A 24703-nucleotide genomic window follows, 5' to 3' on the forward strand; every position below is an offset into this window, starting at 1 on the left:
CCGTGCACAACGATAAGCATTATCCCTTCATAAAAGTCAGCATGACGGCGCTGGCGCTGCTGGTCGCTCCGCTCGCGCTACAGGCGCAGGATAAGGCCGCTGAAGCCTCGCAGGGGACACAGGAATCACTGAACATTGATGCGGCCGATCAGCAGGCGCCCGGAACCACAAAAACCACCGACGATGCCTCAACCGGCAGCGGTGATGGAAAGAGAGTCGCCTCGGCCAGCCAGCCAGCGACGCCGCTGGTGCCCGGCACCGCCACCTGGGACAGCTTCCACGGCCAGCTTAACGCGCAGAAATACAGTCCCCTGACCCAAATTACGGCGGATAACGTCGGGAAATTAACGAAAGTCTGGGAGTTCCATACCGGCGACGTCTCGGATGGTAAAGGCGATACGCCAGCTACCGTCTGGTCCGCAACGCCCATTTTCGCCAACGATACGCTCTATATCGGCACGCCATTCGATCGCCTGATTGCGCTGGATCCGGGGACGGGTAAAGAGAAGTGGCACTATGACACCAAATCGTCGCGCAAGGCGCTGACCCAGCCGGTGCTGAAAAATCGCGGCGTTTCCTACTGGCAGGCCAAAAATCCGGTGACAGGTGAGGCATGCCAGAAGATGGTCTATATGGGCACCGTTGACGGCAAGCTCTTTGCGCTGGACGCCGATTCAGGCAAACCGTGCAGCGGCTTTGCGAACAACGGCGTGCTGGATTTGAACCAGTGGAATACCGTTAACGCGAAGTATCCGCTCTCTGTCCTGCAACCGCCAACCGTTGTCGGCAACCATCTGCTGGTGGGCTGGGCCGGGAAGGACTGGGCCTATGCCGAAGCCCCTCCGGGCACCGTATTTTCAGTCAACGCCCAGACCGGTAAGCTTGAGTGGACCTTTGAGGCGATCCCGGCAGAGATCCGCAAGCGTACCGGTACTGCCAACGTCTGGACGCACATGTCCGCCGATGAGGCCAACGGGCTGGTCTATCTCCCGGTCTCATCGCCGTCTCCCAACTATTGGGGCGGCAACCGCGTGGACGCTATTCCGCTTGGCACCTCGACCACCGCCCTGGACATCAACACCGGTAAAGTGGTCTGGTCACGTCAGTGGGTACACCACGACGTCTGGGATTACGATATCAACTCCGCCCCGACGCTGATGGACATCACCGTAGACGGCAAGCAGATCCCGGCGCTGGTGCAGGCCACCAAGCAGGGTTTCCTGTTTGTGGTTAACCGCCTGACGGGGGAGGACGTATGGCCAATCGAAGAACGTCCGGTTCCGCAGGGTGATGGGTCGGTTCAGGGCGAAGTTCTCTCGCCCACGCAGCCATTCCCGACCAAACCCGCGCCGCTGCTCGACCAGTCGAAAAAACCGGAAATCTGGAAGCTGGCGGATATCGTCGGTGGCGGCCAGTGCTCCCGTCTGTGGGATAACCTGACCTATGAAGGAATGTATACCCCGCCGACCACCAAAGGCGAAGGCACGCTCACCTATCCCGATAGCGCCGGCGGCGTCCAGTGGGGTGGGGTGGCGTTCGATCCGCAAAAACAGATCGCCATCGTCAACACCTCGCATATCGTCCAGTACGTGAAGCTGTACAGCCGTGAGGATTACGATAACGCAGACAAAGACTCCGGCAACGAAAGCGGCTTTGCCCCACAGGAAGGCGCCCCGTACGGTATGCGTCTGCTGGTGGCGAGCAACTGGCTTGGCATGCCGTGCTGGCAACCGCCGTTTGGTGAAATCGTGGCGCTGGACATGCACACGGGCGATGTGAAATGGCGTCGTCCGGTTGGCGCCTCCCAGCAGTATGGCTTCTTCATGCCGGAAAGCTGGGGTTCACCTACCATTGGCGGTCCGGCAGTGACGGCGGGCGGCGTGATCTTCATCGGTGCCTCAATGGATGCCAAAGTGCGTGCCTACTCGGTCGAGAGCGGTGAAGAGCTGTGGTCCGATCAGGCCGAAGCTCCGGCGGTAGCGAACCCGTCTGTTTATGAATATAAAGGTCGCCAGTATGTGGCCTTCGTGGCAGGCGGGAATACGATCCTGAAGGATCAGGTGGGCGATCAGGTGGTGGTCTACGCCTTGCCGGAATAATTCATCAGGAAGGGGAAATAAGCGTGGGGCCTGCGGGCCCCACTTTATTTTGCAGTAGCAGTCGTTTTACCGACGCGTTATTTATCGGCTGATGCGCCAGCACGCGTTGACATCTGCTCGGCGGACTTCAGATGCTGCTCAACGACCGGAGTGTGCTCGTTGGCCAGAGCCTTCACATCTGGATCGTCGATTTTACTGGCGTCGCTTTTAAGCTTCGACAGCACCTTCTCGTGGTCCTTCACGCCAGCATATTCCATATACATTTTGTCAAAAGCGTCACCGCGCTGGTTTTCCAGCCTTGAGTTCAGGGCTTTATGCGCGGCGTCTGGTTCGGTCGGCAGCTCCACGCCCTTTTTCTGGGCAACGGTCTTGACTTTGGTCAGCGCGGCGCCGTGATCGTCGACCATTTTCTGGGCGAATGTTTTCACTTCACTGGTTTGGGCCTTGTCGAGGGCGAGCCTGGCGGCGGCAACTTCGTTGATATTGGCCTGCGCCATGTCCTTCAATGCTTTCTCGTCGCCGGAGCTGAGTCTGGCGTCCGGTTGAGCCTGGCCCGCAGTTTGAGTTTGCGCGGCGCTGGTTGTCTGGGCTTGTACGCCAACGGTGCTGAACATTGCTGCAACTGCTGATACGGCTAGCAGCCTTTTCAGGGTTTTACTCGTGTGCATATTGTTCTCCTGATGGTCATGGTACAGGTAAGTTTCAATTGCTTCAGGCGCAACCGGCAGATAAATGGCGACTGCACAGGTCAGTATAGTAGATGAACCTGCTGTACCCGCTGTTCAGGTCAGTGATGGCTGGTCGTGATGCTCAATCCTTCTACAATATTGATACGGATCATTTACATATTTGCTGCTAATGTTAAATATATAGATTCATCAACAGGAGGAATGATATGAAAAAAGCACTATTAGGGAGTGTATTGGCTTTAACAGTAGCAAGCTTCGGCGCATCTGCGGCAGATATGATTTCCAAGGATGAAGCGCACCACTTCAAGCTTGAATACCTTGGTAATGTATCTGTAGGGGCTTCAGGTGGACAAATTTCTTCACCTTCAGATCTTCATCAAAAACTCTCAAAACTGGCAGACGAGAAGGGCGGGAAATACTACGTCATCATCGCTGCCCGCGAGCATGGCCCTAACTTCCAGGCCGTCGCAGAAGTCTTTAAATAATTTTCTCAAATAACACAAAAACCCGCTTCTGGCGGGTTTTTTGCTTACAGACAGCCAAAAAAATGCCCCTGATGCGGGGCGAGTGTGAGTCAAAGCTTTTCTTATATTTATCTATTTTGTGCTCTAAGGCTTTGGGACAATAACACCTTGTTTAAATAATGCAATCTAAATGCATATTTAAATGCGACGGCAGCATACGTTACACAGATAGTCTACTCTTTACATACAGTTATGGTGAAAGGCAGTTAATCGTTAGCTGTCGCCTGCTGGAGAATGGAAACAGTAAACGGTTGCAAGAGGTAAACATGAACGTTGACGCACTGACGCACAAGGCAGAAGAAGAAATTTCAGCGCTTATAACCAAAAAAATTTCAGAGTTACGTAAAAAAACAGGGCAGGAAGTGTCTGAAATTGAGTTTATCGCTCGTGAAGCCATGACAGGCCTCGAGGGGTATGAGGTAAAAATCAAACTTATTTAAGCGAAATTATTACCTGTTTCGGGACACTGGATAAATCAGAACGGCAAACGTCAGCTAAGACTATCCTGCGCGTGGCAGGATTGAAGCCAAAAAGCCCGGTGACGCTGCGCTTACCGGGCCTACAATTAACGCAATCCACAGGCCGGGCAGGGCGTAGCCGCCACCCGGGTTACCAGGCTTACACTATCGCGTTCGGGCACGCTTCTCCCTTTTCGAGTTGACGCAAATTCCCCAGCGTGGTTTCCGAAATGCTGATCAGCGCTTCGGCGGTCAGGAACGCCTGGTGTCCGGTGAACAACACGTTGTGACAGGCAGACAGGCGACGGAACACGTCGTCCTGGATCACGTCATTAGATTTATCCTCAAAGAACAGATCGCGTTCGTTCTCATACACATCCATACCCAACGCGCCGATTTTTTGCGTTTTCAACGCTTCGATAGCCGCCTGAGAGTCGATCAGCCCGCCGCGGCTGGTATTGATGATCATCACGCCGTCTTTCATCTGGTCGAACGCCGACTGGTTAAGCAGATGATAGTTCTCCGGGGTCAGCGGACAGTGCAGGGAGATAACGTCAGACTGCGAGAAGAGCGTTTTCAAATCGACATACTCCACGCCCAGCTCCAGCGCAGCGGCGCTTGGGTACGGATCAAACGCCAGCAGGCGCATGCCAAATCCTTTCAGGATGCGAAGGGCGGCCACGCCAATTTTGCCGGTACCGATGACGCCTGCGGTTTTACCGTACATGGTAAAGCCGGTCAGCCCTTCCAGAGAGAAGTTAGCATCACGGGTTCGCTGATAGGCACGGTGAATACGACGGTTGAGCGACATCATCATCCCGACCGCATGTTCTGCCACGGCTTCCGGAGAATAGGCCGGGACGCGAACGACCTTCAGACCCAGCTCTTTGGCGGCATCGAGATCGACGTTGTTAAAGCCCGCGCAGCGCAGGGCAATGTATTTCACGCCCTGTTTTTTCAACTCTTCCAGCACCGGTCGGCTACCGTCGTCGTTAACGAAGATACACACGCCTTCGCAGCCGTGGGCGGTTTTAGCCGTCTTTTCAGTTAGCAGAAAGTCGAAAAATTCAAGATCGAAACCGTACGTCTCGTTAACATGTTGCAGATACTTTTTGTCGTACTGCTTTGTGCTATATACCGCGAGTTTCATAAGACTTTCTCCAGTGATTTTGGAACCACGTTAGCATGTTTAAAATTATCTTACAATTTTTCAAAATTCATTGAAATCAATAAGTTCTATGAATTATTGTAGAGCATCTACTCTTAAAAATGGCATTACCTTCAACTGACTGGCTAAACATGCGACAATGAGCGGCAAGAACGGCTTATTTTTTTCGCAAAATCAGGATATTAACTGCCCATGAAGGGTAAATACAAAGCCGCAATCGCGCTATTACTGCTGCTATTTCTTGTGCCGCTGACGCTGCTGATGACGCTCGCCCAGTGGGTACCCACGCTCGCCGGGATCTGGCTCCCCGTCGGAACGCGCATCGCGTTTGAAAAAAGCCCACGGCTCACGCGTCACGCCCTGATCATCCCCGATCTCCGCTATCTGGTAGAAGAGTGTGAAATTGCCCGCGTGGAAAACGTGACTCTGTCACACCCCAGCCGCTGGGATCTGGATATTGGCGCACTTGAACTTAACTCTGTCTGCCTGAGCAAATTACCGCAATCGGCGCCATCTACGGTGGCGCCGAAAACGCTGGCGCAGTGGCAGGCCATCCTGCCCAACACCTGGCTGACCATCCATCGCTTTACCCTTTCTCCCTGGCAGCAGTGGGAGGGTGAACTGCAAGCTTCTCTGACGCCAGCCCGCCAGGACATCACCTATAACGGCGAGCAGGTGAGCATTAAGGGGCAGTTGCGCGGCCAGACCCTTTCCATCAGCCAGTTCGATGTGCAACTGCCGGATCAGCCGCAGCCCGTGAAGCTGGTCGGTGAATTTACCCTGCCGCTGGTGCCGGACGGCGTGCCGGTGAAAGGGCATACGGTCGCGACCTTTAACGTGCCACAGTTATCCTCGCTGGTCGATGCCGATCTGGACTGGGAGGACAATCAGGGCCAGCTGGTGGTCATGGCGCGGGACAACCCCGAGCCGCTGCTCGATTTACCGTGGCAGATCACCGCTCAGCAGCTGACCATCAGCGACGGACGCTGGAACTGGTTAGCCTCCGGCGTGCCAATGAGCGGACGCGTCGGGCTGAAAGTGGATAACTGGCAGCAGGGGCTGGAGAAAGCCACCTTCACGGGGCGGCTCAACGTGCTGACCCAGGGGGATGCGGGTAAGGGCAACGCGGTGCTGAATATCGGTCCCGGCTCGCTCAGTATGGATAACAGCGCTATGCCGCTGCACCTGAGCGGGGAAGCCAAGCAAAACGATCTGATCCTGTATGCCAGGCTCCCGGCGATGCTGACCGGCAGCCTTTACGATCCGCAGCTTACGTTTGAACCCGGCGCTTTATTGCGCTCGCGCGGGCGCATCATCGACTCGCTGGATATCGATGAGATCCGCTGGCCGCTGGCGGGCGTGAAGCTCACGCAGAAGGGCGTGGACGGCCGCCTGCAAGCCATTCTGCGGGCGCATGAAAACGAAATGGGCGATTTTGAGCTGCATCTGGACGGCCAGGCTAACGACTTTTTACCGGACAACGGTTTGTGGCAGTGGCGCTACTGGGGTAAAGGGAATTTCACGCCAATGAACGCGCGCTGGGATGTCCGGGGAACCGGGGAGTGGCGCGACAACGTTATCGAACTGACCGATCTTTCCACGGGGTTCGACAAATTGCAGTACGGTACGATGCTGGTCAGCAAGCCGCGCCTGGTGTTGGATCACCCGGTGCGCTGGTCGCGGGACCCGGATAACCCCACCTTTAGCGGCGCGCTCGCGCTTAACGCCGGGCAAACAAGCTTTTCAGGCGGAAGCGTGCTGCCGCCGTCCGTTTTGACCTTCAGCGTTGACGGGACAGACCCGACGGTGTTCCAGTTTAAAGGGAACCTGCATGCGGACGACATCGGCCCGGTCCAGGTGAATGGACGCTGGGACGGCGAACGCCTTCGCGGTCAGGCCTGGTGGCCAAAACAGTCTCTTACGGTGTTTCAGCCGCTGATCCCGCCAGACTGGAAAATGACCCTGCGCGGCGGCGAAATGTACGCGCAGGTGGCTTTCTCCGCGGCCCCCGATCAGGGGTTTGAGGCCGGGGGGCACGGGGTGCTGAAAGCGGGCAGCGCATGGATGCCGGATAACGAGATCAACGGCGTGGATTTTGTTCTGCCGTTCCGCTTAAGCCAGGGTACCTGGTCGCTGGGCACGCGCGGGCCGGTAACGTTACGAATCGACGAGGTGAAAAACCTGGTCACAGCCCGAAATATCACCGCGGATCTCCAGGGCGATTATCCCTGGACCGAAGCGAACCCGCTCCTGCTCACCAACGTGAAGGTGGAAGCGCTCGGCGGGAAAATCACCATGCAGCAGTTGAGAATGCCGCAGCATGATCCGGCTTTACTGCGCGTGGATAATATTTCCTCCAGCGAACTGATAAGCGCGGTGAATCCGAAGCAGTTTGCCATGTCCGGCCCGGTGAGCGGCGCGCTGCCGTTCTGGCTGGACAATGAAAAATGGATCATTAAAGATGGCTGGCTGACCAACCCGGGGCCGATGACGCTGCGCATCGACCAGGACACGGCGGATGCCATTGTGAAAGACAACATGGTTGCCGGGGCGGCGATCAACTGGCTCCGCTATATGGAAATTTCGCAGTCGTGGACAAAACTCAATGTGGATAATCTGGGTGTGTTAACCATGCAGGCGGCCATTAAAGGCACCAGCCGCGTCGAGGGCAAAAGCAGTTTCGTAAACCTGAATTACACCCATGAAGAGAACATTTTTACCCTCTGGCGCAGCCTGCGCTTTGGGGACAATCTGCAAACATGGTTTGAGCAACATGCGGCGATACCCCTTCTCCGCGGTTCGACAGGCAAGGAAAGTGAGGAACAACAATGAAAAAGAGGGCTGGTGTACTCACCGTGGCCGTCGTCGCGCTGCTGTCAGGCTGCACGCCGCGCATTGAAGTGGCGGCGCCCAAAGAGCCGATCACCATCAACATGAACGTGAAAATCGAGCATGAAATCCATATCAAGGTGGATAAAGACGTTGAAGCCCTGCTGAAATCCCGCAGCGATCTGTTCTGAGGATGTCATGAAACGATTAGCTCTGATGTTACTGGCGCTGGGGATGAACGTTCACGCCGCCACGCTTACGCTCAACGATGCGCGTGCCCAGGGGCGCGTAGGGGAAACCCTGAGCGGCTATCTTGCGCCCGTTCAGCACGACGCTGAAACCCTGGCGCTGGTGAACCGTATCAACGCCGCACGCACGGAAAGTTACCAGCAGCTGGCTGACAGTAATAATTTACCCGTCGACGAGGTGGCGAAAATGGCGGGACAAAAGCTGGTGGCCCGCGCGCAGCCGGGTGAGTACGTGAAGGGAATTAACGGCAAGTGGCTGAAAAAATAGCTAGCGATAACGCCTGCGGTATTCGCCCGGCGAAACCCCGAAACGCTGCTTAAAGGCGGTGGAAAAATGGCTATGGTCGGTGAAACCCCAGCTGTAGCCAATCCCCGCCAGCTTTTCGTCATCGCTGATGGAACGCAGCGCCTGAGCGCATAAATCGAGGCGACGGTTCTTAATATACTGCGCTACCACCAGCCCTTTCCCGGCAAACATGCGGTACAAGCTACGCACGGACATGCCGCTCTCTGAGGCTATCCACTCCGGTCTTAACGCCTCCGACTGAATATGATCATCAATCAGGGACAAAACGTGGCGGAACTGACGCTCCTTGCGCGGCAGCACCTCGTCATGCTGCTGGAAGGCCGGACGCAGCAGACACACCATCGCCTCAAGCGCCGCTTCGCTTTCACTGGCGCTGAGATCGGCATTGCCCATGCTCTCCTGTAGCAGTCGGTAGCTCAGCTGTACGGTAGGCAGACTGCGGGAGAGGGGCAGCGCGCACCTCACTTCCTGAAAACGCGCGTGTTGCTCAATGATTTGTCGCGGGAGCAGGAGCGAAATCTGGCGGGAACGCTCCTGCCAGTAAATGGAGCACGGGCGGGAGGCGTCAATCAGCGTGATATCCCCGGCTTTCAGCATCGCGCGCTGGTCGTCCTGTTCGATTCCGGCGCTGCCTTCCAGCTGAAACACGGTGTAGAACCAGGCGTCGTTGCCGTTTTTGATCTCCTGACGGGTGCGAAACAGGTTAACGCCTGCGGCGGTCACCGTGCTCAGCTTCAGACTTTGGGTGTAGCTGGTTTCCAGCTCGCCGAGAAACGCCCCCTCTAACGGACGTGCCGCAAAGCGCCCACAAACCTGGTTAATTTGCGCCAGCCACTGCTGAAAAATGTCCTGTTCGCTTGCACACGCCATTGATGTTCTCGCTGCACCGTCACTGTTTTCGCATTGTTGCATTTATGTTGCATTTTGTCAGGGCTACGAGGCTGACTATAGGAAAGAACACTCAACGGTTACAGCGATATAAGCGGGAATTATCACGATTTGCGGACCCTGTCACAGCTGGCAAAGCGAATGTCACACAGACAAAAGCAGGAATGCGAATCCCCTCTTAGACTGCATACACACCCTGCGAAGCATAACGAAGGAGTATCCTATGTCCGAATCACACGTCGCCATCCTGCCGGGCGTGCAGCAGTTTTTAGATCGCCAGCACGGCCTGTGGATCGAAGGGCGTCAGGCGGCATCCGATAGCGAAAAGCGTCTGAACGTCTACAACCCGGCGACCGGAGAGGTTATCGCCACCACCGCCGATGCCAGCGTCGATGATGTCGATCGTGCGGTGATGTCTGGCTGGCGCGCCTTTGTCGCCCGAAGCTGGGCCGGACGGCTGCCGGCAGAGCGGGAACGCATCCTGCTGCGGTTTGCGGATCTGGTGGAACAGCATGGCGAAGAGCTGGCACAGCTCGAAACCCTGGAGCAGGGGAAATCGATTAACATTTCCCGCGCCTTCGAGGTGGGCTGCACCCTGAACTGGATGCGCTACACGGCAGGGCTGACCACCAAAATTGCCGGTAAAACTCTCGATCTCTCGATTCCACTGCCGCAGGGCGCGCGTTATCAGGCGTGGACGCGTAAAGAGCCGGTGGGAGTCGTGGCGGGGATTGTGCCGTGGAACTTCCCGCTGATGATTGGCATGTGGAAAGTGATGCCCGCGCTGGCGGCAGGTTGCTCCATCGTGATCAAACCGTCGGAAACCACGCCGCTCACCCTGTTACGGGTGGCGGAACTGGCGAGCGAGGCGGGGATCCCGGAGGGTGTGTTCAACGTGGTGACCGGCAGTGGCGCCGTCTGTGGCGCGGCGCTGACCTCGCACCCGCGCATTGCCAAAGTGAGCTTTACCGGTTCGACGGCGACGGGCAAGCAGATTGCCCGCGCGGCGGCGGACACGCTAACGGGCGTGACGCTGGAGCTGGGCGGCAAAAACCCGGCCATCGTGCTGAAAGATGCCGACCCGGCGTGGGTGATTGAAGGGCTGATGACCGGCAGCTTCCTGAACCAGGGGCAGGTCTGCGCGGCCAGCTCGCGCATTTATATTGAGGCTCCGCTGTTCGACACGCTGGTCAGCGGGTTTGAACAGGCCGTGAAATCCCTCAGCGTCGGGCCGGGCATGTCGCCGGAGGCGTTTATCAACCCGCTGGTGTCGCGCGCCCACTGCGATAAGGTTCAGGCGTTCCTGGATGAGGCGAAGGCGCACAATGCGGAGCTGATCGCCGGGAACCGGGGGCCAGACGGCAAAGGCTATTACGTTTCGCCAACGCTGGTGGTCAACCCGGATAATCATCTGCGACTGACGCGTGAAGAGGTCTTCGGGCCGGTGGTGAACCTGGTTCGTGTGGCCGATGGGGAAGAGGCGCTTCAGCTGGCGAACGACACTGAATATGGCTTAACGGCCAGCGTCTGGACGCAGAACATCAGTAAAGCGCTGGCGTATACCGACAGGTTACAGGCCGGAACAGTGTGGGTGAACAGCCACACGCTGATAGACGCCAACCTGCCGTTCGGCGGCATGAAGCAGTCCGGCACCGGGCGCGATTTCGGCCCCGACTGGCTGGACGGCTGGTGTGAAACCAAGTCGGTGTGTGTGCGGTATTAAAAAAACGCCGGGTGGCGGCTACGCCTTACCCGGCCTACGGGATGGAGGAAAAAGGTTGGTTTTGTAGGCCGGGTAAGCGCAGCGCCACCCGGCGTAACTTACAGCGACCACCGATTCCGCCCGGCCTCCTTCGCCCTGTACAGCGCCGCATCGGCGCGGGCGATGATTTCCGCCCCGACTGGCTGGACGGCTGGTGTGAAACCAAGTCGGTGTGTGTGCGGTATTAAAAAAAACGCCGGGTGGCGGCTACGCCTTACCCGGCCTACGGGATCGAGGAAAAAGGTTGGTTTTGTAGGCCGGGTAAGCGCAGCGCCACCCGGCGTAACTTACAGCGACCACCGATCCCGCCCGGCCTCCTTTGCCCTGTACAGCGCCGCATCGGCGCGGGCGATGATTTCCGCCCCGACTGGCTGGACGGCTGGTGTGAAACCAAGTCGGTGTGTGTGCGGTATTAAAAAAACGCCGGGTGGCGGCTACGCCTTACCCGGCCTACGGGAGCAAGGAAAAGGTTGGTTTTGTAGGCCGGGTAAGCGCAGCGCCACCCGGCGTAACTTACAGCGACCACCGATCCCGCCCGGCCTCTTTCGCCCTGTACAGCGCCGCATCGGCGCGGGCGATGATTTCCGGGCCAGCCAGCCCTGCGGAATAGCCTGCAATGCCTATACTCGCCGTCACACATTCACTCACCTTCGACGCGCTGTGTGGAATGGCTGCGGTGCGCAGGCCAGCCTGGATCCGCGCGGCGACTTTCTCAGCAATACTTTCTTCGCAGTCAAAGAGGATCACCACAAACTCCTCGCCACCGTAGCGCGAAACCACATCCTCTGGCGTGCGCACCGAAGTGTTCAGCACCTCTGCCACCCGTGCGAGACAGGCATCTCCCGCCTGGTGACCGTAGGTGTCGTTATACAGTTTGAAGTAATCGACATCCAGCATCAGCACCGCGAAGCGTTTGCCTTGCTCTACGGCATTTTCCAGCACCAGCTCCATCGCCCGGCGGTTGGCCGTTTTCGTCAGCGGATCCTGATGGGCCAGCGCATCCAGCCGTGAAATTAAACGCTGATTCTGCTGGTTGCGACGCCACGCCTCTTCAAACCAGCTCAACAGGATATAGCGCCCGCACACGAGAATGAACGTGAACACCACCCACAGCCCGGCAAAGCGATAATTAATTTCCTGATTCAGCAGCATGCTGGCAACGGGCAGGCTTACCCATAGCGGAACGGTGAAGCAGAGCAGTGCCACCGGGTGAAAATAGAGCGCGGTCATACCGGCCATCAGCAGGGTAACGAATATAGGCCAGGGATGAGGAAGCTGTAACACGTTGATAAACCAGTAACAACTTATCGACCACAGCAGGCTGCACATAAACAAAACGGCGCTGACGCCGCGGATGTGGCGCCAGGCCATGATCACCAGCGCCACGGAAAGGATCACCACGCCCAGCATGGAGGCGTCAATCATCTGCCGCAGAGGGGGGCTGATGTGCAGGAGGGCATCGATATGGCCGAACAGCGAATTGCGCAGCAGGACCATAAGGGCAAAGCTGGCATTCACAAAGGCGAGCCACGGCAGGTTCACGGCCAGCCCGTGAACAACCATTGATTTACGGGTAGGCCATATCGCGGGTTCGGGTGTGGCTGGATGTCTTTTTTCCATTGAAGAGAATTTTCCTTGAGCGGGCGGAACGTCCGCCCGCGAGTGCTGCCTTTACGGGGTCACAATGTTAAACCAGAATTCAAATTTATCCATGTAACCGAGCATGGCATCAAGTTTTGCGGCATCGCCGGTCACTTTGATATCGCCGTTATCCTGCGCCTGTTTAAGCGTCACTTCTTTCAGGATGATTTTATTCAGCGTATCGCGGTTGAGGGTCACGGTCGCGTCAGCGTCTTTCGCTTCGGCGTTCGCCGTGTGGTTCAGCACGCCATTTTCCAGCTCCAGCTTGTATTTACCGCCGTCGCTGCCGAGGTCGATGTTAAACACCGATTTTGCATCCGCCGCTTTTTCACCGTTAATGTGCACCGCCAGATAGTCAAAGAACATTTCTGGCGTCATCGCGCGCACGGTATCCGGGCTGGCGGTGTTCGGGGTCGGTCCTTTCACCACGCCGTTACGCAGCTCCTGGGCGCCGGTCAGGTAGAAGTTACGCCACGGGCCTGATTCAGCCTGATAACCCAGCTGCTCCAGCGCATCCGCTTCCAGGTTTCGCGCGGCCTGATTATTTGGATCGGCAAAGACCACTTTGCTGACCACCTGAGCCACCCAGCGGTAGTTCCCCTGGTCAAAGTCGGTTTTCGCTTTGCTCAGGATGGCATCCGCACCGCCCATGTAGTCCACAAATTTCTTCGCGGCTTCTTCAGGCGGCAGTTCGTCCAGGGTCGCCGGGTTGCCGTCAAACCAGCCTAAATAGAGCACGTAGGTCGCTTTAACGTCATGGCTGACAGAACCGTAATAGCCACGGTTTGCCCAGGTATTGGCCAGGGAGTTTGGCAGTTTGAAGTTGGCGGCAATCTCGTCACGGGTCAGCCCTTCGTTCGCCATGCGCAGGGTCTGGTCGTTGATGTAGCGATACAGGTCGCGCTGGCTTTTCAGCAGGTTAACCACGTTGTCGTTGCCCCATGTCGGCCAGTGGTGCTGCGCCATAATGATTTCGGCTTTATCACCCCAGCGTACAATCGCCTGGTTGATGTATTTCGACCATGGCAACGGCTCACGAATTTTCGCGCCGCGCAGGGAGTAGGTGTTGTGCAGGGTATGGGTGACATCTTCCGCTGACTCGATCAGCTTTTTCTCTTCGATATACCAGAGCATCTCAGAAGGCGCTTCCGATCCCGGCGCGAGCATAAAATCATAGGTCAGGCCGTCGATCACCTCTTTCTGACCATCTTTCTCGATGATATTGGTCGGGGCGATCAGGGTCACCGTCCCGGCGGAGGTGGTGGTGCCGAGACCCGCGCCGACCTGGCCCTTCGCATCCGGCTTCAGCAGGTTGCCGTACATATAGCTGGCGCGGCGGCTCATGACGTTACCCGCCATGATATTCTCCGCGACGGCGGCCTCCATAAATCCGGCGGGCGCGTAGATTTTCACCTTACCGGACTTCACATCTGCTTCATCCACCACGCCGCGCACGCCGCCATAGTGGTCAACGTGGCTGTGGGTGTAAATAACGGCGACCACAGGCTTATTACCGCGATTTTTATAGTAAAGATCCATCCCGACTTTGGCCGTTTCCGCCGACACCAGCGGGTCGACCACGGTAATGCCTTCTTTACCTTCAATAATGGTCATGTTTGACAGGTCGAGGTTACGGATCTGGTAGACGCCTTCGGTCACTTCAAACAGACCGCTGATGTTAATCAGCTGGGACTGACGCCATAAGCTCGGGTTAACCGAGTCGGGCGCCTTATCGCCTTCTTTGATAAAAGCGTACTGCTGCGGATCCCAGACGGTGTTGCCTTGCTCACCTTTGATAATGTCCTGAGGCAGCGGGGCAATAAACCCTTTGTGGGCGTTGGTAAAATCGGTGTTATCGGAGAAAGGAAGCTGGTTGAAGAGTGCGTTGTTGGCCTGTTGCGTTGCTGCGGTGGCATCCTTAGGTGCTTCTGCGGCCCAGGCGGAACTGGCAGAAATAAAACATCCCGCCAGCGCGAGACTCCTGACGATCTCATTGATTCTCATCCTAAAACCTCTCAGTAAACTGTGACGTTGTTTGTGGGGACTTCGAATCCTGGTGAAAGTGTGTCAAGAAATGCAAAAGGATTAAGCGAGGTAACAATAACTATAATCGGGGAGAGTAATTCAGCAAGTAAGCGGATGAAAAACCGGGCATTACGCCCGGTCGGTGGGTTATTTCTGCTCTTTTTTCTTGCCGAGCGTTGGCGTCTCGTCAAAGAAATTCCACGGCTTGAGTAACGTGTGCACCCATTCCGTCGGCATTATCGGCCACTCCTCGGCACGGGCGACATGGGTGGTGCCGGTGGTCATCCAGATGACGTTATCCTGGTCGTTCAGCGACTCGTTATCTTTGCTGTACTGGCCGAGGCCGGTATCGTGCGTGGAACGGTTCGGGTATTTTCCCTCCGGGTACATCTCGTCGGGATGGTAACGCGTCACCCACAGCTGTTTATCCATAAAGCTCAGGCGGTGATAAATCCACTCGTCCGGGGCAAACTTCGCGCCGGACGCTACCGGGTGTGTACCGCCCGCGTAAGGGATGATCTGATACGAGACCGGGTTGCCCATGCGGTTCTCTTTGCTGGTATTGCTCAGCAGGCGGATGGTGCCCGGGTCAAACTTCTGTGCCGCCTGCTTTTCGGTATCAATATCATACTGATTAACCTGCATGGTGCTGGTGCGCGGTCCGCCAGCGGTGTTCGGTTTGACGTCCGGATCCATGGCCACCAGCTTATTGTTGATGCCGTCCACGTCCATATCCAGACGGAAGTTGTAGATGTGCTGGTGGGTGGTACCGACAATATTATGGTCGATCAGCGTTCCGTATCGGGTGTCATCCTTCGCGGTGGCATCATGCATGGTTTTCGTCTGCACGCCTTTCACCGCTTCAATGCCCGTAGCCCCTGCATCAATGCCGATAGTGCCGTTTTCGTGGAATACCCAGTCGAAGATGTAATCGTAGTTACCCACGGTGCTGACCCAGCGCACCACCAGCTCGCGGCGTTCGGTGCTGACGTTGGGTTTACCTAATTCCTGATGCTTATATTCCGGCCCGGCGTAACGCTCGAAAATGGCGATCGCCCTGGGGATCTCCATTGGCGCGCCGGTGTAATCCGGGATGGTTTCGTTGAGCATCACGGCGTTAGACGGAACATCCTTGCCGCGCACCAGCGGGGAGGTCAGGGTACCCATGCCGTAATCGCCGGAGTCCAGATAGGCTTTAAAGTACCAGCCGATGTCCGGGTCGCCGTACGGCACAATCATGCCGCCGAGCGATCCCTGATACATCACCTGTCGCTTTTTGCCGTTGTCGTTATAGGTCACGGTGGAGATTATCGGGCCGACGCGTGAGTCCAGGCTCAGATGAAAATCCCAGTTCTGCCAGTGCACCCTATCCCCGGTGATGGTGTAGTTCTTGCCTTCCGGCTCGATAATTTCCAGCGGTTTTTTCACAGTTTCAACGCGGTCGCGGCCATCATAAGGGCGCGGCGTGAGCGGAACCGGCACGACCGGGCCTTCCTCAATCTTCTGGATTTTCTTCTGCTCGAGATCCACCACCGCAACCAGGTTTTCGATCGGGTGCGCCCAGTAGTTACCGTCGCCCACGTCGAGATAGCTGATCACTTTCAGCAGGCGGTCTTCCTGTTTCAGCCCATCCTTGCCGTCAAAAAAGCCGACGGTAAGCGGAGTGGTGATCACTTTCTTCGGGTCGGTAATGCCGCGCTTTTTCAGCACGGCGGCAAACTCCGGGCTTTCATTGATGATCTGCTGCACGGTATTGAAGTCATCCAGCAGCACCATGCCGTGCGCGTCTTTGATCGGCTCCCAGCGGAGGATCTTTTTGTCCTTCAGATCCACCCGGCTTTCGATGATGTGTTTACCATCAAGCATGATGATATTGGCCTGGCGGGGCGCATCCACCGCCGTGCCGTTAAGCACAAAGTCCCAGACTTTGGCCTTTTCTGGCTCAGCCAGCGCAATCTGGGTAAAGCGGGTATTGGGTTTAAAATCCGCAGAGGCTTTCACAATGGCTACGGCCTGGTTGATTTCATCAGCCGTCAGCGCGTTTAACGGGTGGGGGCTTTTTTCAACCTGGAATGTCTGATCAAGACCGGACTGAAAAACATCGTTGATAAAGGTCTCCGGGATAAACGCCTTATTGTTCTTCATCACCACGGGCACCTGGAGCGTCAGCGGTTTGCCGTTAACGATGGCGGTATTTGCGCCGGGTTTGACCTTCACAAAGGCACCGTCTTTGACGATGGTGAACATCTGGGCGTAATCATCCCACTGCACGTCCGCGCCAAACGCCTGAAGCGTTTTGTCCATCGGGACCATATGCGCCTCGCTGCCGTGAGCGTAAACAGGGGATTGCCAGGCGCAACAGAGCGCAACGGCCATGGCCAGTGCCGTTCTACGGGCAGAAAAAGAAGAATTGCTTCCCATCGCAGACCTCATCTTGTTGTGTTTATTGTGTTGTGTCAGCCTTATCCTGACAGGCGCGCACGAAAAGCGTTTGCCTGCATCTGCCAGGTTGTTTGTCAGTCTTGCCAGGTTAAAAAAAGACCGGGGGATATCACACCCCGGTCAGGTAGTTGTAGGCCGGGTAAGCGGAGCGACACCCGGCAAGAAAGAGGTGGGTCAGAAGTCACCCTGCTGGCGCGCCACCAGCGTCAGGATGGAGTAGAGCGCCACGGCCTGCTGGTGCTGGTTGAAGATCTCCACCGCCCATTCCACCACGCCGGTGGGTTTTTCCTCGGCATTGCGCTGTTTCTTCAGCGTTTTACGTTTACAGGTCAGGCGCACCTGAATGGTATCACCCGGCTTGACCGGCTCAATAAAGCGCAGGTTTTCCATGCCGTAGTTGGCAATAACCGGCCCAACCCCGGCATCGACAAACAGCCCCGCCGCGGCGGAAATCAGGAAATAACCGTGTACCACGCGCTCACCAAAAATCGACTCCGCCGCGCCAATTTTGTCCATATGGGCGTAGAAATGATCCCCGCTCAGGCAGGCAAAATTCACGATATCCGCTTCCGTCAGGGTACGACGCGGGGTCAGCAGGCTGTCGCCCGGCTGTAACTCCTCGAAGTATTTACGGAAGGGATGAACGCGATCTTCCTGCACCTCCGCGCCACGGACCCACTGTTTACCGATCGCGGCGAGCATGGACGGGCTGCCCTGAATGGCCGTGCGCTGAAGATAGTGCTTCACCGCGCGCAGGCCGCCCAGCTCTTCGCCGCCGCCCGCACGTCCCGGACCACCGTGCACCAGCTGCGGCAGCGGTGAACCGTGGCCGGTGGATTCTTTCGAGGATTCCTGGTTGAGGATCTGAATACGTCCGTGGGCGCGCGCTGCCCCGGCAATAAACTGCCGCGCCACGCGGGTATCTGCCGTAACCAGCGTTCCCGCCAGGCTGCCGCCGCCCGCCCGCGCCAGCTGCATGGCGTGTTCGGTGTTACGGCAGGGCATCAGGGTTGCAACGGGGCCAAAGGCTTCGATGGCGTGGACGGCCGGGGTTTCGTCCGGCTGCGGGCAGAACAGCAGGGTGGGCGGGAAGAATGCGCCAGCCGCCTGCAAATCAGCTTTACCACCCAGACGGATCTGACAGCCCGCGGCAAGGAGATGATCGACTTTTTCCTGCACGTCAGCACGTTGCTCACCGTTGACGAGGGCCCCCATCTTCACCCCTTCCTGGGCCGGATCGCCGACGACCACTTTCTCCAGCCGCGCAATCAGCGCCTGGCTGACGGCGTCAACCTGCGCTTCCGGCACGATGATGCGGCGGATGGCGGTACATTTTTGTCCGGCTTTGGCGGTCATCTCGCGCACCACTTCTCGGATAAACAGCGCAAACTCCGGGTGTTCCGGCGTCACGTCCTCACCCAGCACGCAGCAGTTGAGAGAATCTGCTTCCATGGTAAACGGAATGGAATGCGCGACGATATTCGGGTGGACGCGCAGACTCTGCCCGGTGCTGGCCGATCCGGTAAACGTCACCACGTCCTGGCTGTCGAGCTGGTTCAGCAGATCGCCCGCGCCACCGCAGATCAGGCTGATGGCGCCGTCGGGCACCAGTCCGCTCTCGACGATCGCTTTCACCATCGCCTGAGTCACCTGCGCGGTGGCGGTGGCGGGCTTGATGATGGCGGGCATCCCGGCAAGCCAGGTGGGCGCGAGCTTTTCCAGCATCCCCCAGCACGGGAAGTTGAACGCGTTGATATGCACCGCCACGCCGGATTTCGACGTTAACACGTGACGTGCCGCAAAGCCGCCTTCCTTCGACAGTGGGATCAGTTCATCCTCCGGCCACAGGGTATCGTCCGGCAGCTCACGGCTGCCGAGGCTTGCGTAGGTGAAGAGGGTGCCGATACCGCCTTCAATATCCACCCAGCTGTCGGCCTTCGTCGCGCCGGTCTGGGCTGACAGGGCATAAAAGCGATCCTTCTGGCTCAGCAGATGTTTGGCCACCGCCTTCAGCATGGCGGCGCGCTCGATAAAGCTCATTGCACGGAGCGCTTCTCCGCCGTGTTCAATGGCGTAACGGCGCGCGGCCGCCATATCCAGCCCTTCGCTGGTCACTTCATATAGCGTTTCCCCGCTGATGGCGTGGGTGATGTTGCGCTCGCGGCCCCGGCCCGATTGCCAGGTGCCGGACAAGAAGCTGGCTAACTGCTGCATTTCTTCTCTCCAGATGTTTCGTGATTTCACTATCAATAGTTTGATCGTGAATCATAAAAATCAAGCTGAGTTTTAATGAATTGTTAACGCTGTGATCTGTATTGCTTAACCTGACCACCCAGAAGCCTTGCGTTATCGGCCTTTCATGAAAAGGCTTGCGAGCGTCGTCACAAAATAAACAAACGCTTCTTGGGGTTATATTTAACCTTTGTGTAACTTTTAAGAAACCAAATGATTCACCATTTTGCTATTTGTGGTGATTTAACGAATCACAAAGGTGGTTATGTGACGCAAGAACAACGCTTTGAGCAACGCATCGCACAGGAGACGGCCATCGAGCCGCAGGACTGGATGCCGGATGCCTACCGCAAGACGCTGATCCGCCAGATTGGACAGCACGCCCATTCTGAGATTGTCGGCATGCTGCCGGAAGGAAACTGGATCACCCGCGCGCCGACGCTGCGCCGGAAAGCCATTCTGCTGGCGAAGGTGCAGGACGAAGCCGGACACGGCCTGTACCTCTACAGCGCGGCGGAAACGCTGGGCTGCGCCCGGGAGGACATCTATCAAAAGATGCTCGACGGCAAGATGAAATACTCCTCCATCTTCAACTATCCGACCCTGAGCTGGGCCGATATCGGCGTCATTGGCTGGCTGGTGGACGGGGCGGCCATTGTGAACCAGGTGGCGCTGTGCCGTACGTCTTACGGTCCGTATGCCCGGGCGATGGTGAAAATCTGTAAAGAAGAGAGCTTCCACCAGCGTCAGGGTTTTGAGGCCTGCATGGCGTTGGCGCAGGGCAGCGAAGCCCAGCGGCAGATGTTGCAGGACGCCATCAACCGTTTCTGGTGGCCCGCGCTGATGATGTTCGGACCCAACGACGACAACTCCCCAAACAGCGCCCGCAGCCTGGCCTGGAAGATCAAACGCTTTGGCAACGATGAGCTTCGCCAGCGCTTCGTGGACAACACGGTGCCTCAGGTGGAGATGCTCGGTATGACCGTGCCGGACCCCGACCTGCGTTTCGATGAAGCGAGCGGCCACTACCGCTTCGGCGAAATCGACTGGCAGGAATTTGACGAGGTGATCACCGGGCGCGGGATCTGCAACCACGAACGTCTGGCCGCAAAACGTAAAGCCTGGGACGACGGCGCATGGGTGCGTGAAGCCGCTCTGGCCCACGCGGAAAAACAACGCGCCCGCCAGGCCGCATAAGAGGAATCAACCATGAGCAATGTTTACTGGCCGTTATACGAAGTTTTTGTCCGTTCGAAGCAGGGGCTGTCGCACCGGCATGTGGGCAGCCTTCACGCTGCCGACGACCGCATGGCGCTGGAAAACGCGCGCGATGCCTATACCCGCCGCAGCGAAGGCTGTTCCATTTGGGTGGTGAAGGCGAGTGAAATCGTCGCTTCCCAGCCGGAAGAGAGCGGGGAGTTTTTCGATCCGGCGGAAAGCAAGGTCTACCGCCATCCGACGTTTTACACCATCCCTGATGGCATTGAGCATATGTGAGGTTGGGGATGAAGAACGTATCTGCTTATGCCCTGCGTCTGGGCGACAACGGTCTGGTGCTCTCACAGCGTCTGGGCGCCTGGTGCGGCCATGCGCCGGAGCTGGAAATTGACCTGGCGCTCGCCAATATCGGCCTTGATCTGCTCGGGCAGGCGCGCAATTTCCTGACCTACGCCGCTGAACGGGAGGGTAAGGGCGATGAAGACACCCTGGCCTATGGCCGCGATGAGCGTCAGTTCCGCAATCTGCTGCTGGTGGAACAACCAAACGGCAGCTTCGCTGACACCATTGCCCGTCAGTATCTGATGGATGCGTGGAACGTGGCGCTCTACGAGCGGCTGATCCATAGCAGCGACAGTCAGCTTGCCGCCATCGCGGCAAAAGCCATTAAGGAGGCACGCTATCACCTGCGCTTTAGCCGCGGCTGGCTGGTGCGGCTGGGGGACGGAACAGAAACCTCCGCACAAAAAATGCAGCAGGCGGTGGATAGCCTGTGGCGCTTTACGGCTGAACTGTTCGACGCCGACGACGTCGAGCTGGCGCTAATTGATGACGGCGTGGCGGTTGATCCGCGCGACCTGCGGGACCCGTGGGAGCGCGAAGTGTTTGCTGGCCTGGCGGAAGCCACCCTCCGCGTGCCCGAAGAGGTGGCGTATCGCACGGGCGGCAAGAAGGGGCTACATACTGAACACCTCGGGCCGATGTTGGCAGAGATGCAGTATCTCCAGCGCGTTTACCCCGGCCAGCAGTGGTAAAGGAGGACGCCATGCAACGCCTCGTCGACATCGCGCCTGCACAAATCCCGCAGATTTGGGCGCTGTTAAGCCAGATCCCCGACCCGGAAGTGCCGGTGCTGACCATCACCGACTTAGGCATGGTGCGCAGCGTGAAGGCGCAGGGGGAAGGCTGGGTCATCGGCTTCACGCCAACCTATTCGGGCTGTCCGGCAACGGAGCATTTGCTGGGGGCGATCCGCGAAACCCTGACCGAAAACGGCTTTAGCCCGGTACATATTGTGCTGCAACTGGAGCCAGCCTGGACCACCGACTGGATGACCGACGATGCACGCAGGCGCCTGCGTGAATATGGCATCAGCCCGCCTGTCGGCCATAGCTGCCATGCCCACGTTCCCGCAGAGGTGAGCTGCCCGCGCTGTGCGAGCACCGATACCTCGCTTATCAGTGAATTTGGTTCTACGGCCTGCAAAGCGCTCTATCGCTGCAATACCTGCCGTGAGCCCTTCGACTATTTCAAATGTATTTGAGGCTGCCATGACAACGTTTCATTCATTAACAGTGGCAAAAGTAGAACCCGAAACCCGCGACGCGGTGACCATTACCTTCGCGGTGCCGCAGGCGTTACAGGAGGCGTACCGCTTCCGTCCCGGTCAGCATCTGACCCTGAAAGCCAGTCCTGGCGGGGATGAACTGCGCCGCTGCTACTCCATCTGCCGGAGCACCGCGTGCGGTGAGATCAGCGTGGCGGTCAAAGCCATCGAGGGCGGACGTTTTTCCCGCTATGCCCGGGACGAGATCAAACCGGGCATGGCGCTGGAGGTGATGGTGCCCCAGGGGCAGTTTGGCTATCAGCCGCAGGCCGAACGCGAAGGCCACTATCTGGCGATTGCCGCCGGGTCCGGGATCACCCCGATGCTGGCGATTATGTCCGCTACGCTGGCCACTGAAGCCCACAGCCACTTCACCCTGATTTACGGCAACCGCAGCAGCCAGAGCATGATGTTCCGCCGGGCGCTGGCGGACCTGAAAGATAAATACCCGCAGCGTTTGCAGCTGATCGCCATCTTCAGCCAGGAGACGCTCGACAGCGATCTGCTCCATGGCCGCATTGACGGGGAAAAGCTCCAGGCGCTGGCAAAAACGCTGGTGAATTTCCGTCAGTACGATGAAGCCTTCATCTGCGGCCCGTCGGCGATGATGGATGAGGCCGAAGCGGCGCTGCAAGCGCTGGGTATGCCGGAAAAAGCGATCCATCTTGAGCGCTTTAACACGCCGGGTACCGCCGTTAAACGGACAGCCAGCGTGCAGGCCGACGGGCAGAAGGTCACCGTCCGTCAGGACGGGCGCGACAGGGAGATCACCCTGACGGCGGACGACGAGAGCATTCTTGACGCGGCCCTGCGTCAGGGGGCGGATCTGCCTTACGCCTGCAAGGGCGGCGTATGCGCCACCTGCAAATGCAAAGTGCTGCGCGGAAAAGTCGATATGGCGACCAACTACAGCCTGGAGCCGGACGAGCTGGCCGCAGGCTATGTGCTGAGCTGTCAGGCGCTGCCGTTAACCGCCGATGTTATCGTCGATTTTGATGCGAAGGGGATGGCATGAGTGAACTGATTGTCACCCGTCATGGCCGCGTGTTGCAGCTGACGCTTAACCGTCCGGCGGCGCGCAACGCGCTCAACAATGCGCTGCTCCTGCAAATCGCGGAGCAGCTTGAGGCCGCCGCCGCGGATGCTGAGATCGCCGTCTGTGTGATTTCCGGCAACGAACGCTGCTTTGCCGCCGGGGCCGATCTCAACGAAATGGCGGAGAAAGACCTGCCCGCCACCCTGAACGATATCCGCCCGCAGCTGTGGGCGCGGATCAACGCCTTCACCAAACCGCTGATTGCCGCCGTGAACGGCTTCGCGCTGGGGGCAGGCTGTGAGCTGGCGCTGCTCTGCGATGTCGTGATTGCCGGCGATAACGCCCGTTTTGGCCTGCCGGAAATCACCCTCGGGATCATGCCGGGCGCAGGCGGCACCCAGCGGCTGATCCGCAGCGTGGGCAAATCGTTGGCCAGCAAAATGGTGCTGACGGGCGAAAGCATCACGGCGCTTCAGGCGCTCAGCGCCGGGCTGGTCAGCGACGTCTACCCGGCCTCGCTGACGCTGGAGTACGCCCTGAAGCAGGCGGCGCTGATGGCGCGCCACTCGCCGCTGGCGCTACAGGCGGCGAAGCAGGCGCTTCGCCAGTCGCAGGAAGTCCCGCTTCAGGCCGGGCTGGCGCAGGAGCGTCAGCTGTTTGCGCTGCTCGCGGCCACCGACGATCGCCGGGAAGGTATCAACGCCTTTTTACAAAAACGCACCCCAGACTTTAAAGGACGCTAATTGTGGAATCTATTCTGAGCCATGTTGAGCAGGGCGTAATGACCATTACGCTGAACCGCCCGGAGCGCCTGAACAGCTTTAACGACGTCATGCACCAGCAGCTTTCCGAATGCCTGAAGCAGGCCGAGCGCGATGACGCCATCCGCTGCCTGCTGATCACCGGGGCAGGACGCGGTTTCTGCGCCGGGCAGGATCTTAACGACCGTAACGTCGACCCGAACGGCCCCGCGCCCGATCTGGGCATGTCCGTTGAGACTTTTTACAACCCGCTGGTGCGCCGCCTGGCAAAACTGCCGAAGCCGGTGATTTGCGCGGTTAACGGCGTGGCGGCGGGCGCGGGGGCCACGCTGGCCCTCGGCTGTGACATGGTGATTGCGGCCCGTTCAGCCAGCTTTGTGATGGCCTTCAGCAAGCTCGGGCTGGTACCGGACTGCGGCGGCACCTGGCTGCTGCCGCGCGTGGCCGGACGCGCCCGCGCCATGGGGCTGGCATTGCTGGGCGATAAGCTCAGCGCCGGGCAGGCACAGGCCTGGGGAATGATCTGGCAGGTGGTGGACGACGACCAGCTCTCCGTCACCGCACAGCAGATGGCGCTGCATTTTGCCTCGCAGCCGACCTTTGGCCTGGGCTTGATCAAGCAGGCGATTAACGCCGCCGAAACCAATACCCTCGACGCCCAGCTTGATCTGGAGCGCGACTATCAACGTCTGGCCGGACGCAGCGACGACTACCGGGAAGGCGTCAGCGCGTTCCTGGCAAAACGCGCGCCGAACTTTACGGGGAAATAA

At 58.0% G+C, this 24703-nt stretch carries 21 protein-coding genes; 14 read left to right on the top strand and 7 right to left on the bottom strand.

Translation table 11 applies throughout. The features are described 5' to 3' along the window. Positions 1-2: 2 nt before the first annotated feature. The gene (locus tag IMQ56_RS13845; protein WP_047062778.1) at positions 3-2099 is read left to right on the top strand and encodes a pyrroloquinoline quinone-dependent dehydrogenase; all 2097 of its coding nucleotides are present in this window, start codon (positions 3-5) and stop codon (positions 2097-2099) included. Between the two features lie 77 nt (positions 2100-2176). Here the strand turns inward: IMQ56_RS13845 and IMQ56_RS13850 are convergent, their stop codons facing one another. Continuing rightward, positions 2177-2767: a DUF4142 domain-containing protein gene (locus tag IMQ56_RS13850; RefSeq protein ID WP_017694065.1), complete on the bottom strand. Its 591-nt coding sequence runs from the start codon at positions 2765-2767 to the stop codon at positions 2177-2179. A gap of 227 nt (positions 2768-2994) precedes the next feature. On the opposite strand from IMQ56_RS13850, the gene IMQ56_RS13855 reads away from it, so the two are divergent. Together IMQ56_RS13855 and IMQ56_RS13860 are read left to right on the top strand one after the other, a co-directional pair. Further along, entirely contained in the window at positions 2995-3273 is a 279-nt protein-coding gene (locus tag IMQ56_RS13855) for a DUF1471 domain-containing protein (RefSeq protein WP_003857380.1), read from the top strand. A 305-nt stretch (positions 3274-3578) separates the two neighbouring features. Continuing rightward, positions 3579-3752 (top strand): addiction module toxin, GnsA/GnsB family, encoded by a 174-nt coding sequence (locus IMQ56_RS13860; protein ID WP_074135682.1) that lies wholly within the window; start codon positions 3579-3581, stop codon positions 3750-3752. Positions 3753-3930: 178 nt separating this feature from the next. Here the strand turns inward: IMQ56_RS13860 and IMQ56_RS13865 are convergent, their stop codons facing one another. After that, complete coding sequence (locus IMQ56_RS13865) at positions 3931-4920, bottom strand: 2-hydroxyacid dehydrogenase (protein WP_017384525.1); 990 nt, start codon at positions 4918-4920, stop codon at positions 3931-3933. A gap of 210 nt (positions 4921-5130) precedes the next feature. Here IMQ56_RS13865 and IMQ56_RS13870 point away from each other — a divergent pair, with 210 nt between their 5' ends. The 3 genes from IMQ56_RS13870 to IMQ56_RS13880 are packed head-to-tail and all read left to right on the top strand — an operon-like array spanning position 5131 to position 8283. Further along, positions 5131-7770: a YdbH family protein gene (locus tag IMQ56_RS13870; protein ID WP_163296640.1), complete on the top strand. Its 2640-nt coding sequence runs from the start codon at positions 5131-5133 to the stop codon at positions 7768-7770. Beyond that, entirely contained in the window at positions 7767-7958 is a 192-nt protein-coding gene (locus IMQ56_RS13875) for a YnbE family lipoprotein (RefSeq protein WP_003857369.1), read from the top strand. The genes IMQ56_RS13870 and IMQ56_RS13875 overlap by 4 nt, the downstream gene beginning before the upstream one ends. A 7-nt stretch (positions 7959-7965) precedes the next feature. Beyond that, entirely contained in the window at positions 7966-8283 is a 318-nt protein-coding gene (locus IMQ56_RS13880; RefSeq protein WP_006808832.1) for a YdbL family protein, read from the top strand. Here IMQ56_RS13880 and feaR read toward each other — a convergent pair whose 3' ends face one another. Further along, complete coding sequence (feaR, locus tag IMQ56_RS13885) at positions 8284-9192, bottom strand: transcriptional regulator FeaR (RefSeq protein WP_196064011.1); 909 nt, start codon at positions 9190-9192, stop codon at positions 8284-8286. A 241-nt stretch (positions 9193-9433) separates the two neighbouring features. Here feaR and IMQ56_RS13890 point away from each other — a divergent pair, with 241 nt between their 5' ends. Then, positions 9434-10933 carry an aldehyde dehydrogenase family protein gene (locus IMQ56_RS13890; RefSeq protein WP_032104042.1) on the top strand — a complete coding sequence of 500 codons (1500 nt, stop codon included), beginning with the start codon at positions 9434-9436 and terminating at the stop codon, positions 10931-10933. A 552-nt stretch (positions 10934-11485) separates the two neighbouring features. On the opposite strand, the gene IMQ56_RS13895 is transcribed toward IMQ56_RS13890, so the two are convergent. From IMQ56_RS13895 to paaZ, 4 genes are all read right to left on the bottom strand, one after another. Continuing rightward, entirely contained in the window at positions 11486-12592 is a 1107-nt protein-coding gene (locus IMQ56_RS13895; protein ID WP_196064010.1) for a GGDEF domain-containing protein, read from the bottom strand. 51 nt (positions 12593-12643) lie between these two features. Then, on the bottom strand, positions 12644-14617 hold the full coding sequence (locus IMQ56_RS13900; protein WP_023296555.1) for an alkyl sulfatase dimerization domain-containing protein: 1974 nt from the start codon (positions 14615-14617) through the stop codon (positions 12644-12646). Positions 14618-14785: 168 nt separating this feature from the next. Continuing rightward, the gene (gene tynA / locus IMQ56_RS13905) at positions 14786-17059 is read right to left on the bottom strand and encodes a primary-amine oxidase (RefSeq protein ID WP_047056690.1); all 2274 of its coding nucleotides are present in this window, start codon (positions 17057-17059) and stop codon (positions 14786-14788) included. Between the two features lie 195 nt (positions 17060-17254). Continuing rightward, positions 17255-19294 (bottom strand): phenylacetic acid degradation bifunctional protein PaaZ, encoded by a 2040-nt coding sequence (gene paaZ / locus IMQ56_RS13910; protein WP_196064009.1) that lies wholly within the window; start codon positions 19292-19294, stop codon positions 17255-17257. 285 nt (positions 19295-19579) lie between these two features. On the opposite strand from paaZ, the gene paaA reads away from it, so the two are divergent. The 7 genes from paaA to paaG are packed head-to-tail and all read left to right on the top strand — an operon-like array spanning position 19580 to position 24703. Further along, complete coding sequence (paaA, locus tag IMQ56_RS13915; RefSeq protein ID WP_032103760.1) at positions 19580-20509, top strand: 1,2-phenylacetyl-CoA epoxidase subunit PaaA; 930 nt, start codon at positions 19580-19582, stop codon at positions 20507-20509. Positions 20510-20521: 12 nt separating this feature from the next. Continuing rightward, positions 20522-20809 carry a 1,2-phenylacetyl-CoA epoxidase subunit PaaB gene (gene paaB, locus IMQ56_RS13920; protein ID WP_003857353.1) on the top strand — a complete coding sequence of 96 codons (288 nt, stop codon included), beginning with the start codon at positions 20522-20524 and terminating at the stop codon, positions 20807-20809. Between the two features lie 8 nt (positions 20810-20817). Continuing rightward, positions 20818-21564, top strand: a complete 747-nt coding sequence (paaC, locus tag IMQ56_RS13925) for a 1,2-phenylacetyl-CoA epoxidase subunit PaaC (RefSeq protein WP_047056693.1) — start codon at positions 20818-20820, stop codon at positions 21562-21564. Positions 21565-21575: 11 nt separating this feature from the next. Next, entirely contained in the window at positions 21576-22073 is a 498-nt protein-coding gene (paaD, locus tag IMQ56_RS13930) for a 1,2-phenylacetyl-CoA epoxidase subunit PaaD (RefSeq protein ID WP_015570596.1), read from the top strand. A gap of 7 nt (positions 22074-22080) precedes the next feature. After that, positions 22081-23151: a 1,2-phenylacetyl-CoA epoxidase subunit PaaE gene (gene paaE / locus IMQ56_RS13935; RefSeq protein WP_033486769.1), complete on the top strand. Its 1071-nt coding sequence runs from the start codon at positions 22081-22083 to the stop codon at positions 23149-23151. After that, positions 23148-23915 (top strand): 2,3-dehydroadipyl-CoA hydratase PaaF, encoded by a 768-nt coding sequence (gene paaF, locus IMQ56_RS13940; RefSeq protein WP_063136287.1) that lies wholly within the window; start codon positions 23148-23150, stop codon positions 23913-23915. Before paaE ends, paaF begins: the two co-directional genes overlap by 4 nt. Continuing rightward, positions 23915-24703 carry a 2-(1,2-epoxy-1,2-dihydrophenyl)acetyl-CoA isomerase PaaG gene (gene paaG / locus IMQ56_RS13945; protein WP_134691090.1) on the top strand — a complete coding sequence of 263 codons (789 nt, stop codon included), beginning with the start codon at positions 23915-23917 and terminating at the stop codon, positions 24701-24703. Before paaF ends, paaG begins: the two co-directional genes overlap by 1 nt.

It is taken from the genome of Enterobacter sp. Res13-Sevr-PEC09-46 (genome assembly GCF_015672585.1).
In the GTDB taxonomy this organism is placed as follows: domain Bacteria; phylum Pseudomonadota; class Gammaproteobacteria; order Enterobacterales; family Enterobacteriaceae; genus Enterobacter; species Enterobacter hormaechei_C.